This is a genomic window from Streptomyces sp., assembly GCF_035645055.1.
In the GTDB taxonomy this organism is placed as follows: Bacteria; Actinomycetota; Actinomycetes; order Streptomycetales; family Streptomycetaceae; genus Streptomyces.
The window spans coordinates 75670-90040 of the sequence record NZ_DASQNH010000042.1; the positions used below are offsets into that span (position 1 = coordinate 75670).

At 73.0% G+C, this 14371-nt stretch carries 11 protein-coding genes and 1 riboswitch; of the genes, 8 read left to right on the forward strand and 3 right to left on the reverse strand.

The window, feature by feature from the left end:
• Positions 1-3: 3 nt before the first annotated feature.
• Positions 4-2460: a DNA topoisomerase IV subunit A gene (locus tag VE614_RS14175; RefSeq protein ID WP_324936419.1), complete on the reverse strand. Its 2457-nt coding sequence runs from the start codon at positions 2458-2460 to the stop codon at positions 4-6.
• Positions 2461-2763: 303 nt separating this feature from the next.
• On the opposite strand from VE614_RS14175, the gene VE614_RS14180 reads away from it, so the two are divergent.
• The 4 genes from VE614_RS14180 (at position 2764) to VE614_RS14195 (ending at position 7607) form a co-directional block, all read left to right on the forward strand.
• Positions 2764-4158, forward strand: a complete 1395-nt coding sequence (locus tag VE614_RS14180; RefSeq protein ID WP_324936422.1) for a pitrilysin family protein — start codon at positions 2764-2766, stop codon at positions 4156-4158.
• Positions 4155-5543 carry a pitrilysin family protein gene (locus tag VE614_RS14185; protein ID WP_324936424.1) on the forward strand — a complete coding sequence of 463 codons (1389 nt, stop codon included), beginning with the start codon at positions 4155-4157 and terminating at the stop codon, positions 5541-5543. Before VE614_RS14180 ends, VE614_RS14185 begins: the two co-directional genes overlap by 4 nt.
• A gap of 225 nt (positions 5544-5768) precedes the next feature.
• Positions 5769-5936: riboswitch (cyclic di-AMP (ydaO/yuaA leader) on the forward strand.
• A gap of 12 nt (positions 5937-5948) precedes the next feature.
• Positions 5949-6716, forward strand: a complete 768-nt coding sequence (locus tag VE614_RS14190) for a M23 family metallopeptidase (protein WP_324936426.1) — start codon at positions 5949-5951, stop codon at positions 6714-6716.
• A gap of 195 nt (positions 6717-6911) precedes the next feature.
• Positions 6912-7607, forward strand: a complete 696-nt coding sequence (locus VE614_RS14195) for a GntR family transcriptional regulator (protein ID WP_324936428.1) — start codon at positions 6912-6914, stop codon at positions 7605-7607.
• Positions 7608-7812: 205 nt separating this feature from the next.
• On the opposite strand, the gene VE614_RS14200 is transcribed toward VE614_RS14195, so the two are convergent.
• Entirely contained in the window at positions 7813-8094 is a 282-nt protein-coding gene (locus VE614_RS14200; RefSeq protein ID WP_006136411.1) for an HPr family phosphocarrier protein, read from the reverse strand.
• A 177-nt stretch (positions 8095-8271) separates the two neighbouring features.
• Here VE614_RS14200 and VE614_RS14205 point away from each other — a divergent pair, with 177 nt between their 5' ends.
• From VE614_RS14205 to VE614_RS14220, 4 genes are all read left to right on the forward strand, one after another.
• A complete protein-coding gene (locus VE614_RS14205; protein WP_324936431.1) occupies positions 8272-11082 on the forward strand; it encodes a GNAT family N-acetyltransferase in 2811 nt (936 codons plus the stop codon).
• Between the two features lie 74 nt (positions 11083-11156).
• Positions 11157-11753, forward strand: a complete 597-nt coding sequence (locus tag VE614_RS14210) for a DUF5998 family protein (RefSeq protein ID WP_324936446.1) — start codon at positions 11157-11159, stop codon at positions 11751-11753.
• Complete coding sequence (locus VE614_RS14215) at positions 11753-12949, forward strand: alkaline phosphatase family protein (protein WP_324936433.1); 1197 nt, start codon at positions 11753-11755, stop codon at positions 12947-12949. Before VE614_RS14210 ends, VE614_RS14215 begins: the two co-directional genes overlap by 1 nt.
• A 52-nt stretch (positions 12950-13001) precedes the next feature.
• A complete protein-coding gene (locus VE614_RS14220; RefSeq protein ID WP_324936435.1) occupies positions 13002-13652 on the forward strand; it encodes a thymidine kinase in 651 nt (216 codons plus the stop codon).
• Between the two features lie 29 nt (positions 13653-13681).
• Here VE614_RS14220 and VE614_RS14225 read toward each other — a convergent pair.
• A partial coding sequence (locus VE614_RS14225) for a VOC family protein (RefSeq protein ID WP_324936437.1) occupies positions 13682-14371 on the reverse strand: 690 nt, incomplete at its 5' end.

Here is a 14371-nt window from a genome sequence, read left to right on the forward strand (position 1 = left end):
GACCTACACCGGCCCGGCCACCGCCGCCACCGGCTTCGGCAGCGACACGCCCGATCCGTCGCGGCGCGGGTCGATCTCGGGCAGCTCGGTCGGCGAGCCGTTCTTCTGCGCGGCCCGGGCCGGCGTCGCACCCGCCCAGGCGAAGGACAGGCAGTCCTCGCCCTTCAGGAACCGCTGGCAGCGCACCCCGCCGGTGGCGCGGCCCTTGCGCGGGAACTGGTCGAACGGGGTCACCTTGGCGGTCGTCTGGACCGAGTCGTCCAGCGTGCCGCGCGAGCCGGCGACGGTGAAGACGACCGCGTCCGCCGCCGGGTCCACCGCCGTGAACGAGATGACCTTGGCCCCGTCGGCGAGCTTGATGCCCGTCATACCGCCCGCGGGACGGCCCTGCGGGCGGACCTGGGAGGCCTGGAAGCGCAGCAGCTGGGCGTCGTCGGTGATGAAGACCAGGTCCTCCTCGCCGGTGCGCAGCTCCACCGCGCCGACGATCCGGTCACCCTCCTTGAGGGTGATCACCTCCAGCTCCTCCTTGTTGGCCGGATAGTCCGGGACCACCCGCTTGACGACACCCTGTTCCGTGCCCAGCGCCAGACCGGGCGAGGACTCGTCGAGCGTGGTCAGGCAGACCACCGTCTCGTCGACCTCCAGGGACACGAACTCCGCCAGCGGCGCGCCTCCCGAGAGGGTGGGCGCCGCCGCCGTCTCCGGCAGCTGCGGCAGGTCGACGACGTTGATCCGCAGCAGCCGGCCGGCCGACGTCACCGCGCCCACCTCGCCGCGGGCCGTGGCCGGCACCGCCGAGACGATCACGTCGTGCTTGGCGCGCTTGCCGCCCTCGTCCTCCGCGAACGGCTCGGCGTTGGCCGTGCGGGCCAGCAGGCCCGTCGAGGACAGCAGCACCCGGCACGGGTCGTCCGCCACCTGGAGCGGCACGGTGGCGGCCGTGGCGCCCGCGGACTCCAGCAGCACCGTACGCCGCTCGGTGCCGAACTTCTTGGCGACCGCGGCCAGTTCCGAGGAGACCAGCTTGCGCAGCTCCGCGTCCGACTCCAGGATCCGGGTCAGCTCCTCGATCTCGGTGTTGAGCCTGTCCTTCTCCGCCTCCAGCTCGATCCGGTCGTACTTGGTGAGCCGGCGCAGCGGGGTGTCGAGGATGTACTGGGTCTGCACCTCGCTCAGCGAGAAGCGCTCCATCAGGCGCTCCTTGGCCTGCGCGCTGTTCTCGCTGGAGCGGATCAGCCGGATGACCTCGTCGATGTCGACCAGTGCGGTGAGCAGGCCCTCGACCAGGTGGAGCCGGTCGCGCCGCTTGCTGCGGCGGTACTCGGAGCGGCGCCGGACGACCTCGAAGCGGTGGTCGAGGTAGACCTCCAGCAGCTCCTTCAGGCCCAGCGTCAGCGGCTGGCCGTCGACCAGGGCGACGTTGTTGATGCCGAAGGACTCCTCCATCGGCGTCAGCTTGTACAGCTGCTCCAGGACCGCCTCCGGGACGAAGCCGTTCTTGATCTCGATGACCAGGCGCAGTCCGTGCTCGCGGTCGGTGAGGTCCTTGACGTCGGCGATGCCCTGGAGCTTCTTGGAGCCGACCAGGTCCTTGATCTTGGCGATGACCTTCTCCGGGCCGACCGTGAAGGGCAGCTCGGTGACGACCAGCCCCTTGCGGCGGGCCGTGACGTTCTCGACGGAGACCGTCGCGCGCATCTTGAAGGTGCCGCGGCCCGTCTCGTACGCGTCGCGGATGCCGGACAGGCCGACGATCCGGCCGCCGGTGGGCAGGTCGGGGCCCGGGACGTGCCGCATCAGGGCGTCGAGATCGGCGTTCGGGTGCCGGATGAGGTGGCGGGCGGCCGCGATGACCTCGCCCAGGTTGTGCGGCGGCATGTTGGTGGCCATGCCGACCGCGATGCCCGAGGCGCCGTTCACCAGCAGGTTCGGGAAGGCGGCGGGCAGGGCGACCGGCTCCTGCTCCTGGCCGTCGTAGTTCGGGGCGAAGTCGACCGTGTCCTCGTCGATGGACTCGGTCATCAGGCCCGAGGCCGCGGCCATCCGGCACTCGGTGTACCGCATGGCGGCGGGCGGGTCGTCATTGCCCAGCGAGCCGAAGTTGCCGTGGCCGTCGACCAGCGGCACCCGCATGGAGAAGGGCTGGGCCATGCGCACCAGGGCGTCGTAGATCGAGGCGTCGCCGTGCGGGTGCAGCTTGCCCATGACCTCGCCGACCACGCGGGCGCACTTCACATAGCCGCGCTCGGGGCGCAGGCCCATCTCGTTCATCTGGTAGACGATGCGGCGGTGCACCGGCTTCAGGCCGTCGCGGGCGTCCGGCAGCGCGCGGGAGTAGATGACCGAGTACGCGTACTCGAGGAAGGAGCCCTGCATCTCGTCGACGACGTCGATGTCGAGGATGCGCTCCTCGAACGAGTCGTCGGGCGGCGGGGTCTTCGTGCTGCGGCGGGCCATCGCTGCCTGGCTCCTTGCTGAAGCGATTGACGGATCTGACGCGGACCATTGTGGACCGCGGCACTGACAACGCGGAGCGGGACCCGGCGTCGCCGCCCGGCCCCCCGCTGCGCGCAGGCTACGCCTGTCGCCGCCCGGCCCCGCTGCCCGCAGGCTACGCCCTCGCGGCGGGCAATCCCGTTCTCGCTCTCGGCGTACGCGCTGGCGGGAACTTCGCAGCCGGTCCGCACGCTTGCATACAGTGGCAGGACCGGCAGGAATCAAGCGGTCTCAGCCACCGCATCCGCGATCGAAGGGACGTACATGCCCATGGGTCACACGGCCACAGCCGAGGCAGGCTCCGGCGGCCTGACAGCGACCGAGCACCGCCTGGCCAACGGCCTGCGCGTGGTGCTCTCCGAGGACCACCTGACCCCGGTCGCGGCGGTGTGCCTCTGGTACGACGTCGGCTCCCGGCACGAGGTCAAGGGGCGTACCGGCCTGGCTCACCTTTTCGAGCACTTGATGTTCCAGGGCTCCGCCCAGGTCAAGGGCAACGGCCACTTCGAGCTGGTGCAGGGCGCCGGCGGTTCCCTCAACGGCACCACCAGCTTCGAGCGGACCAACTACTTCGAGACCATGCCCGCCCACCAGCTGGAGCTCGCCCTCTGGCTGGAGGCCGACCGCATGGGCTCCCTGCTGGCCGCCCTGGACGACGAGTCCATGGAGAACCAGCGCGACGTCGTCAAGAACGAGCGCCGCCAGCGCTACGACAACGTCCCCTACGGCACCGCCTTCGAGAAGCTGACCGCCCTCGCCTACCCGGAGGGCCACCCCTACCACCACACGCCGATCGGCTCGATGGCCGACCTGGACGCGGCGACCCTTGAGGACGCGCGGGAGTTCTTCCGCACCTACTACGCGCCCAACAACGCGGTGCTCTCGGTCGTCGGCGACATCGACCCGGAGCAGACCCTCGCGTGGATCGAGAAGTACTTCGGCTCGATCCCCTCCCACGACGGCAAGCCCGCCCCGCGCGACGGCTCGCTGCCCGACATCATCGGCGAGCAGCTGCGCGAGGTCGTCGAGGAGGAGGTCCCGGCGCGCGCCCTGATGGCCGCCTACCGGCTCCCGCACGACGGCACGCGCGCGTGTGACGCGGCGGACCTGGCGCTGACCATCCTGGGCGGCGGCGAGTCCTCCCGCCTGTACAACCGGCTGGTCCGCCGGGACCGCACGGCGGTCGCGGCCGGCTTCGGCCTGCTGCGGCTGGCCGGCGCGCCCTCGCTCGGCTGGCTGGACGTGAAGACCTCCGGCGACGTCGAGGTGCCGGTCATCGAGACCGCCATCGACGAGGAGCTGGCCCGGTTCGCCGAGGAGGGACCCACCGCCGAGGAGATGGAGCGCGCCCAGGCCCAGCTGGAGCGCGAGTGGCTGGACCGGCTGGGCACGGTCGCGGGCCGCGCCGACGAACTGTGCCGGTACGCCGTGCTGTTCGGTGACCCGCAGCTCGCCCTCACGGCCGTCAAGCGGGTGCTGGAGGTGACACCGGAGGAGGTCCAGGAGGTCGCCAAGGCCCGCCTGCGGCCCGACAACCGCGCGGTGCTCGTCTACGAGCCGCTCGCCCCCGAGCAGCCCGAGCAGGTGGAGGGCACCGAGGACCCGGAATCCGCGGCGACCGTGGAAGCCGCCGACGACAACGAGGAGGCGGCCAAGTGACCGAGCTGACCAGCATGGAGTTCCACCCCCGGCCGCAGCCGGGCGAGGCCAGGCCGTGGGCGTTCCCGGCACCCGCGCGCGGCGCCCTCGACAACGGCCTCACCGTCCTGCGCTGCCACCGCCCGGGTCAGAAGGTCGTCGCCGTCGAGGTGCTCCTCGACGCCCCGCTGGAGGCCGAGCCCGCCGGCCTGGACGGTGTCGCCACGATCATGGCGCGCGCCTTCTCCGAGGGCACAGACAAGCACTCCGCCGAGGAGTACGCCGCCGAGCTGGAGCGCTGCGGCGCCACCCTCGACGCGCACGCCGACCACCCGGGCGTACGGTTGAGCCTGGAGGTCCCGGCGTCCCGGCTGGAGAAGGGCCTCGGCCTGCTCGCGGACGCGCTGCGGGCGCCCGCGTTCGCCGACGGCGAGGTCGAGCGGCTGGTCCGCAACCGCCTGGACGAGATCCCGCACGAGCTGGCCAACCCCGCCCGGCGGGCCGCCAAGGAGCTGTCCAAGGAGCTGTTCCCGGCGACGTCGCGCATGTCGCGCCCGCGCCAGGGCACCGAGGAGACGGTCGCGAAGATCGACTCGGCGGCCGTCCGCGCCTTCTACGAGCGGCACGTCCGCCCGGCCACCGCCACCGCCGTGGTGGTCGGCGATCTCACCGGCGTCGACCTGGACGCCCTGCTCGGCGAGACCCTCGGCGCCTGGGCCGGCTCCCCGGGACAGCCGCGGCCGGTGCCGCCGGTGACCGCCGACGACACGGGGCGCGTCGTCATCGTCGACCGTCCCGGCGCCGTCCAGACGCAGCTGCTCATCGGCCGCGTCGGCCCGGACCGGCACGACCGCGTCTGGCCCGCTCAGGTGCTCGGCACGTACTGCCTCGGCGGCACCCTCACCTCCCGCCTGGACCGGGTGCTGCGCGAGGAGAAGGGCTACACCTACGGCGTGCGTTCCTTCGGGCAGGTCCTGCGGTCCGCCCCGGACGGCACGGGTGCCTCGATGCTCGCCATCAGCGGCTCGGTGGACACCCCGAACACCGGGCCCGCGTTGAAGGACCTGTGGACGGTGCTGCGCACGCTCGCCGCGGAGGGCCTGACCGACGCCGAGCGGGACGTCGCCGTGCAGAACCTGGTGGGTGTGGCGCCGCTCAAGTACGAGACGGCGGCGGCCGTGGCGAGCACCCTGGCCGACCAGGTCGAGCAGCACCTGCCCGACGACTACCAGGCGACGCTGTACCGGCAGCTGGCCGCCACCGGCACGGTCGAGGCCACCGCGGCGGTCGTCAGCGCCTTCCCGGTGGACCGTCTGGTGACCGTCCTCGTCGGTGACGCGGCGCAGATCGAGGAGCCCGTGGCGGCCCTGGGCATCGGGGAAGTCACCGTCGTCTCGGCCGAGTAGGGCAGCCGCGCGGGCGCACCCGCGCAGCCGCCCGGGCACACCCGCGCGGGGGGCCCTGGTGACCGAAGTGTCACCAGGGCCCCTTGGTGTCCGAATTGGGGCAGAGGTTGCCTGTCTGACCTGTGGGATGCGCTACAAAACCCCGCATTCGTTTGGGCTTTGAAAGCCGTCCCGTTTAGCGTCGTCCGGGCTGTTCGTCAGGCAGTGCGCCGCACCCGCGGCACCGGACAGTCATCGCCGAGTCCCCGTACGGCGCGAGCCAGGGGAGCCGGGGACCCAACCATGAAGTCCCTGGGGTGAATCGGACGCCCGCGCCGTGCGCGAGGGGGTCCGTAGGAGACCTTCCTGCTCCGAACCCGTCAGCTAACCCGGTAGGCGAGAGGGAAGGAAAGGACCAGCCACTTCATGGCGTTCACCCGCGCCACCGGGAAGCACCGTCGTCCCGGCCGGATGCAGCGTTCCACCGCCCGCGCGGCGGGCGTCGCGGCGCTCACCACCACCGGCGTCATCGGCACCCTGGCGGGCCCGGCGCTCGCCGCCGTCGAGTCCCCCGCCGAGCAGACCGGTCTGACTCCCGTCCTGACCATCGGCGACGAGGTCGCCGACCAGATCGACGCGCAGGCCGCCGCGCAGCAGCAGGCCGCCGAGCACGCCGCCGCCGTCAAGAGGGCCGAGGCGGCCGCCATGAAGCGCGCCCAGGAGGAGGCCCGCAAGGCCCGCGAGGCCGAGGAGCGGGCGGCCCGGGAGGCCGAGCGCAAGCGCCTCAACACCTTCGTGCTGCCGATCAGCGGCTCCTACGTCTCCACCGGCTACCAGGCCGGCAGCTCCCTGTGGTCCTCCGGCAGCCACACCGGCGTCGACTTCCACGCCGCCAGCGGCACCTCGGTGCACTCGGTCGGCGCCGGCACGGTCGTCGAGGCCGGCTGGGGCGGGGCGTACGGCAACCAGGTGGTCATCCGGATGCACGACGGCACGTACACCCAGTACGGGCACCTGTCCTCCATCGGCGTGTTCGTCGGCCAGACGGTGACGCCGGGCCAGCAGATCGGCCTGTCCGGCGCGACCGGCAACGTCACCGGCCCGCACCTGCACTTCGAGGCCCGCACGGGCGCCGAGTACGGCTCGGACATCGACCCGGTCGCCTACCTGCGCGCGCACGGCGTCAGCATCTGACGCACCCCCTCGTACCTCCACGCACTTCCCGAAGCCCCGGCCCCGCGCCGGGGCTTTCGGTATTTCGGCCGCCCTCTTGTCCAAAAAATATCCATGGATTCCGGCCCGCCGTCGGAAATTCCGGCTCATTGTCATAGAGTCGCTGAACACACGTCAATCGTCGACGTTTCACGGGGATTAAGGCGGAGGTCGGTCATGCGTATTCCGGCGCACTCGGTATGCACGGCGATCCGGGACGACATCGTCGCGGGTGTCCACGAGCGCGGCAGCCGGCTCACCGAGGAACTGCTCGCCCGCCGCTACGGCGTCTCACGCGTCCCCGTCCGGGAGGCCCTGCGCACGCTGGAGGCGGAGGGCTTCGTGGTGACCCGGCGGCACGCGGGCGCGTGCGTCGCGGAACCCACCGAGCAGGAGGCCTCCGACCTGCTGGAGATGCGCCTGCTGCTGGAGCCGCTGGGTGCCTCCCGCGCGGCCCAGCGGCGCACGGAGGCGCATCTGAAGGTGCTGCGCGGCCTGGTCCGGCTCGGCCAGGAGCGCGCCCGCCGCGGCCACAGCGACGATCTGCGCTCCCTGGGCGGCTGGTTCCACGAGACGCTGGCCCAGGCCTGCGGCAGCCCCGCGCTGACCTCGACGCTGACCCAGCTGCGGCACAAGATCGCCTGGATGTACACGGTGGAGGCGCCGGCCGGCCCGGTGGAGTCCTGGGCGGAGCACGGGGCGATCGTGGACGCCGTGGCGCGCGGCGACGGCGAACGCGCGCGGGCGATCACCGCGGTGCACACCGAGCGCGCGACGGCCGCCCACCGCCTGCGGTTCGGCTCGGGCGGGGACCGCCCGGAGCGTGTGAGGAACTCGCAACATCCCGTAAACATGTCGGGCCTGCGGCATTAACACGGGAGCCGTATACAAAGAGCAGGTATTTCGGCGGCCGGGTATTTCCCTGCCCATTTTCCCGTGCGCCGGTAATCGTCGCCCGTGCGATGTGCGCCTGTCCGGAAATACATCGGGCATTGCCGCGGCGGCGGTTCCCCGGGAAAAGCGGAACCGCGCCGCCCCGGAAGGGCGACGCGGTCCCGGCGTGACTGCCGCGCGAGCGTCAGACGGTCTCGGGGAGCTCCTCGAGACCCTCGGCGACCAGCTTGGCCAGGCGGTCGAGCGCGGCGTCCGCGCCCTCGGCGTCGGAGGCGAGGACGATCTCCTCGCCGCCCTGGGCGCCCAGGCCGAGGACGGCCAGCATGGAGGCCGCGTTGACGGGGGTGCCGCCGGCCTTGGCGATCGTCACCGGGACGCCTGCGGCCGTGGCGGCTCGGACGAAGATGGAGGCGGGGCGGGCGTGGAGACCCTCGGCCCAGCCGACGTTGACGCGGCGCTCAGCCATGTGATGCTGCCCTTCAGTGTTCAGGTTGTCTAGACCAGTTTCCCACATCGTGAAGCATGCCCGGAGCGGACGTGCGTCCCCTCCACCGGGTGTCGCCGGACCGCGGCCTCGGTCCGGTGTTCCGTCCTCACAGACTGCCCCGCGCCGTTGTCGGACGCGAGCCGTACTCTGGGGCCCATGCAGACCTCGTCGGACCGGCACGAGTACCCCGCCCACTGGGAAGCCGACGTGGTGCTGCGCGACGGCGGCACCGCGCGCGTCCGCCCCATCACCGTCGATGACGCCGAGCGCCTGGTCAGCTTCTACGAGCAGGTTTCGGACGAGTCGAAGTACTACCGCTTCTTCGCGCCCTACCCGCGTCTGTCCGCGAAGGACGTCCACCGCTTCACGCACCACGACTTTGTGGACCGGGTGGGACTCGCGGCCACGATCGGCGGCGAGTTCATCGCCACCGTACGCTACGACCGCATCGGCAAGAACGGACTGCCCGCTTCCGGCCCCGCCGACGAGGCCGAGGTCGCCTTCCTGGTGCAGGACGCCCACCAGGGCCGCGGTGTCGCCTCCGCCCTGCTGGAACACATCGCCGCCGTCGCCCGCGAGCGCGGCATCCGCCGCTTCGCCGCCGAGGTGCTGCCCGCCAACACCAAGATGATCAAGGTGTTCACGGACGCCGGGTACACCCAGAAGCGCAGTTTCGAGGACGGCGTCGTCCGCCTGGAGCTGGACCTCGAACCCACCGACCGCTCCCTGGCCGTGCAGTACGCGCGCGAGCAGCGCGCCGAGGCGCGTTCCGTGCAGCGACTGCTCGCCCCCGGCTCGGTCGCCGTCGTCGGCGCCGGCCGCACCCCCGGCGGAGTGGGCCGCGGTCTGCTCGGCAACATCCGGGACGCCGGCTTCACCGGGCGGCTGTACGCGGTCAACCGCGCCCTGCCCGACGGGCGGAAGGAGCTGGACGGGGTCCCGGCGTACCGGTCCGTGCGGGACATCGACGGCCCCGTGGACCTCGCGGTCGTCGCCGTGCCCGCCGAGCACGTGCCCGAGGCCGTCACCGAGTGCGGCGAGCACGGCGTCCAGGGGCTGGTCGTCATCTCCGCCGGATACGCCGAGAGCGGCCCCGAGGGACGCGAGCGCCAGCGGGCCCTGGTGCGCCTCGCGCGCGCGTACGGCATGCGGATCATCGGGCCCAACGCCTTCGGGATCATCAACAACTCCCCGGAGGTACGCCTCAACGCCTCCCTCGCCCCCGAGCCGCCCCGCCCCGGACGGATCGGCCTGTTCGCCCAGTCCGGCGCGATCGGCATCGCCCTGCTGTCCCGGCTGCACCGGCGCGGCGGCGGCGTCACGGGGGTCACCGGTGTCTCCACCTTCGTCTCCTCCGGCAACCGCGCGGACGTCTCGGGCAACGACGTCCTCCAGTACTGGTACGACGACCCGGACACCGACGTCGTCCTGATGTACCTGGAGTCCATCGGCAACCCCCGCAAGTTCACCCGCCTCGCCCGCCGGACGGCGGCCGCCAAGCCCCTGGTGGTGGTCCAGGGCGCCGGCTCCGGCCCGCAGGGCCACGCGGTCCGCGCCACGCGGCTGCCGCACGCCACGGTCTCCGCGCTGCTCCGCCAGGCCGGCGTGATCCGCGTGGACACCATCACGGAACTGGTGGACACGGGCCTGCTGCTCGCCCGTCAGCCCCTTCCCCCCGGACCGCGCGTGGCGATCCTCGGGAACTCCGAGTCCCTGGGCGTGCTGACCTACGACGCCTGCCTCTCCGAGGGCCTCAGGCCCGCGCCGCCCCTGGACCTGACGACCGCCGCGACGCCGGAGGACTTCCGCGCGGCCCTGTCCCGCGCGCTGGCCGACGACACCTGCGACGCGGTGGTGGTCACGGCGATACCCGCGATCGGGGAGGAGTCCGCCGGAGACGCGGCGCTGGCCGAGGCGCTGCGGTCCGCGGCCGAGCGGGCGCCGTCCAAGCCGGTCCTGGTCGTGCACGTGGAGCTGGGCGGACTCGCCGAGGCCCTGTCGGCCGCCATGAGCACCGCCCCGCGCGCACGGGCCGCGACGGCGGACGCGACGGCGCCCGACGCCCGCCCGGAACGGGTCCCCGTGGCCGAGCCGGCCGAGGGCACCCGCCTCATCCCCGCCTACCCCGCCGCCGAACGCGCCGTCCGCGCCCTCGCCGAGGCCGTGAAGTACGCGCAGTGGCGGCGCGAGTCCGCCGACCCCGGCAAGGTGCCGGAGTACGAGGACATCGACGAGAAGGGCGCCGCCCGGCTGATCGGCGGTCTCCTCTCGCGCGGCCAGGGCCTCACCCTCGGTACCGAGGAGACCTGCGAGCTGCTGGGCCGGTACGGCATCCGGGTGCGCCGCGCCCTGCCCGCCCCCACCCCCGAGGAGGCCGTCGCCGCCGCCCGCGCCCTCGGCTACCCGGTCGCCCTCAAGGCCACCGCCCCGCACCTGCGGCACCGCGCGGACCTCGGCGGCGTCCGCCTCGACCTCGCGGACGAGGAGCAACTGCGCCGCGCCTACGCCGAACTGGCCGGCCTGTTCGGCACGCCGGAGGAGCTGCGCCCGGTGGTGCAGGGCATGGCACCGCGCGGGGTGGACACCGTCGTCCGCGCGGTGATCGATCCCGCCGCCGGAGCGGTGCTCTCCTTCGGGCTCGCCGGGGCCGCCTCGCAGCTGCTCGGCGACATGGCGCACCGGCTGATCCCGGTCACCGACCGGGAGGCGACCTCTCTGGTCCGGTCGATCCGGACGGCACCGCTGCTGTTCGGCTGGCGCGGCTCGGCACCGGTCGACACCCCCGCCCTGGAGGAGCTGCTGCTGCGGGTCTCCCGGCTGGTCGACGACCACCCCGAAGTGGTCGCCGTCACGCTGGAGCCGGTCGTCGTCGCCACCGAGGGCCTGAGCGTGCTCGGCGCCTCGGTGCGGCTGGCCCCGCCTCCCGCCCGCGATGACCTGGGCCCGCGCACGCTCCCCGCCTACTGAGAGCCTCCCGGGACGGATCCGAACCCGGCCCGGGGCTTCCGAGCGGTGCCTCGCAGTCAGTGCGCCCCCGTAGGATGGACGGCATGGCCAAGACCAGTACGACGACCCAGGGGCTGCGTGCGGCGATCGAGCGCAGCGGCTACTACCCGGCCCTCGTGGCCGAGGCGGTGGAGGCCGCCGTGGGCGGCGAGCCCATCCGGTCGTACCTGGTCCACCAGGAGACGACGTTCGACCAGAACGAGGTCCGCCGGCATGTGACCGTGCTGGTCCTCACCGGCACCCGTTTCATCGTCAGCCACACCGACGAGCAGGCCGCCGACAACACCTCGCCGACGCCGTACGCCACCACCTCCACGGAGTCCGTGAAGCTCGGCCGGATCTCGTCGGTGGTGGTCAGCCGCGTGGTCGCCAACCCGGAGTCGTACACGCCGGGCAGCCTCCCGCGCGAGGTCGTGCTCACCATCGGCTGGGGCGCCGTCTCCCGGATCGACCTGGAGCCCGCCGCCTGCGGCGACCCCAACTGCGAGGCCGACCACGGCTACACCGGCAGCGCGACGGCCGACGACCTCAGCCTGCGCGTCAGCGAGGCCGGCGACGGCCCCGAGACGGTGCGCCAGGCGCTCGCCTTCGCGCAGGCCATCTCCGAGGCGACCGCGGACCCGACCCGCTGATGGTGCAGCCGCCCACCGCCTGGGACTCCCATCCGGAACCCCTCGCCGTCGACTCCGCCCCCCTGCCCGAGTACGGCACGGGATCGCTCGCCGATCTGCTGCCCACGCTCGCCGCGGGCATGGGCGTGCCCGGTGTCACGGCCGCCATCCCGGAGCTGACCCCCGCCGACCGCAACTGCGTGTTCCTGATCGACGGTCTCGGCTGGGAGCAGCTGAAGGCGCACCCGGCCGAGGCACCGTTCCTGACCTCGCTCCTCGCCGCCTCGCGCGGCGGCACCGGCCGCCCGCTGACCACCGGCTACCCGGCGACCACGGCCACCTCCCTCGCCTCCGTGGGCACCGGCCTGCCGCCGGGCGCCCACGGCCTGCCCGGCTACACCGTGCGCGATCCGGCCACCGGCGCGCTGATGAACCAGCTGCGCTGGCAGCCGTGGACCGAGCCGAGTGCCTGGCAGCCGTACCCCACCGTCTTCGAGCTGGCCGACCGCGCGGGGGTGCACGCCGCCCAGGTGTCCTCCCCGGCCTTCGCGAACACCCCGCTGACCAAGGTCGCGCTCAGCGGCGGCACCTTCCACGGGCGGCTGTCCGGTGAGGACCGCATGGACCTCGCGGCGCAGCAGCTCGCCGCCGCGGACCGCAGCCTGGTCTACACGTACTACGCCGAGGTCGACGGCGCCGGCCACCGCTTCGGTGTCGACTCCGACACCTGGCGCGGCCAGCTGATGTACGTCGACCGCCTGGTCCAGCGCCTGGCCGAGCAGCTGCCCCCGCGCAGCGCGCTCTACGTCACCGCCGACCACGGCATGGTGGATGTGCCGTTCGACGAAGAGCACCGCATCGACTTCGACGAGGACTGGGAGCTGCGCGCCGGGGTCGCCCTGCTGGGCGGCGAGGGCCGGGCCCGGCACGTCTACGCCGTGCCGGGCGCCGCGAACGACGTCCTGACCTGCTGGCGGGAAGTGCTCGGCGAGCAGTTCTGGGTGGCCTCGCGGGACGAGGCGATCGCCGCCGGCTGGTTCGGGCCGCGGGTCGACGAGCGGGTGTACGCGCGCATCGGCGACGTCGTCGCGGCCGCGCGGGACGACGTGCTGCTCATCGCCTCCGAGCGGGAGCCCAACGAGTCGGCCATGGTCGGCAACCACGGCTCGCTGACCCCCGCCGAGCAGCTGGTCCCGCTGCTCGAAGTACGGGCCTGAGGCCCGCCGACCGCACACCATGACGATTTCGCCGAAAGGTGCTCAACCTCCCATGCCCGAGCTGGTCTTCTTCTCCGGAACCATGGACTGCGGGAAGTCGACCCTGGCTCTCCAGATCGAGCACAACCGCTCCGCGCGCGGACTTCAGGGCATGATCTTCACCCGCGACGACCGCGCGGGCGAGGGCAAACTGTCCTCCCGGCTCGGCCTGGTCACCGACGCGGTCGAGGTCGAGGACGGCATGGACCTCTACGGGTACCTCGTCGACCACCTCTCGCACGGTGGCCGCGCGGACTACGTGATCGCCGACGAGGCGCAGTTCCTGGCCCCGGAGCAGATCGACCAACTCGCGCGCGTGGTCGACGACCTGGGGCTCGACGTCTACGCCTTCGGCATCACCACCGACTTCCGCACCAAGCTCTTCCCCGGCTCGCAGCGGCTGGTGGAACTGGCCGACCGGGTCGAGGTGCTCCAGGTGGAGGCCCTGTGCTGGTGCGGTGCCCGCGCCACCCACAACGCCCGCACCGTCGGCGGCGAGATGGTCGTCGAGGGCGCCCAGGTGGTCGTCGGCGACGTCAACCAGGCGGAGGCCGTCGGCTACGAGGTGCTGTGCCGCCGCCACCACCGCCGGCGGATGACCGCGGCGACGGCCCGCGCGGCGGCCCTGTCCCCGGACGTCCTGCCGGTGCCGCAGACCACCTGACACCCGCGCGGCCCCGGCCGTGCCCTCGCTCAGGCGGGCTGGAGCAGGCAGAAGCGGGCGCCCTCGGGGTCGGTCACCGTCGCGACCCGGCCGCGTTCGCCGTCCTCGGCCGGTTTCAGGACGTGCCCGCCCAGCTCGGTCAGGCGGACGAGGGCCTCGTCGATGTCCGCGACCTCGAAGTGCGTCACCCAGTGCGGCCCCCGGTCGCGCGGCAGGGCGTGGCCCACACCGTGGATGCCGGCGACCGCCCTGCCCTCGACGGAGAGGGTCACGTAGTCGAAGTCGGCGGAGACCACCGGCTCCTCCTCGTAGCCGAAGACGGTCTCGTAGAACTTGGCCACGGTCGCGGACTCGAAGGTCAGCAGCTCGTTCCAGGCGGGCGTGCCGGGCACCCCCGAGACGGCCGTGCCGCGGTGCCGCGCCGCCTGCCAGATCCCGAAGACGGCACCCGTGGGATCCGACCCGATCGCCAGCCGCCCGGCCTCACCGGCGTCCAGCGGACCCACGCCGATCGTGCCGCCGCACAGCCGCGCCGTCTCCGCCGTCCGGTGCGCGTCGTCGGAGGCGAGATACGGCGTCCAGGCGATGGGGAGATGCCGGTCGGGCGGCAACTGCCCGATGCCGGCCACCTCGCGGCCGTCGAGCAGGGCCCGCACGTAAGGGCCGAGCTGCTGGGGACCGGGGCGGAACTCCCAGCCGAACAGCGCCGCGTAGAACTC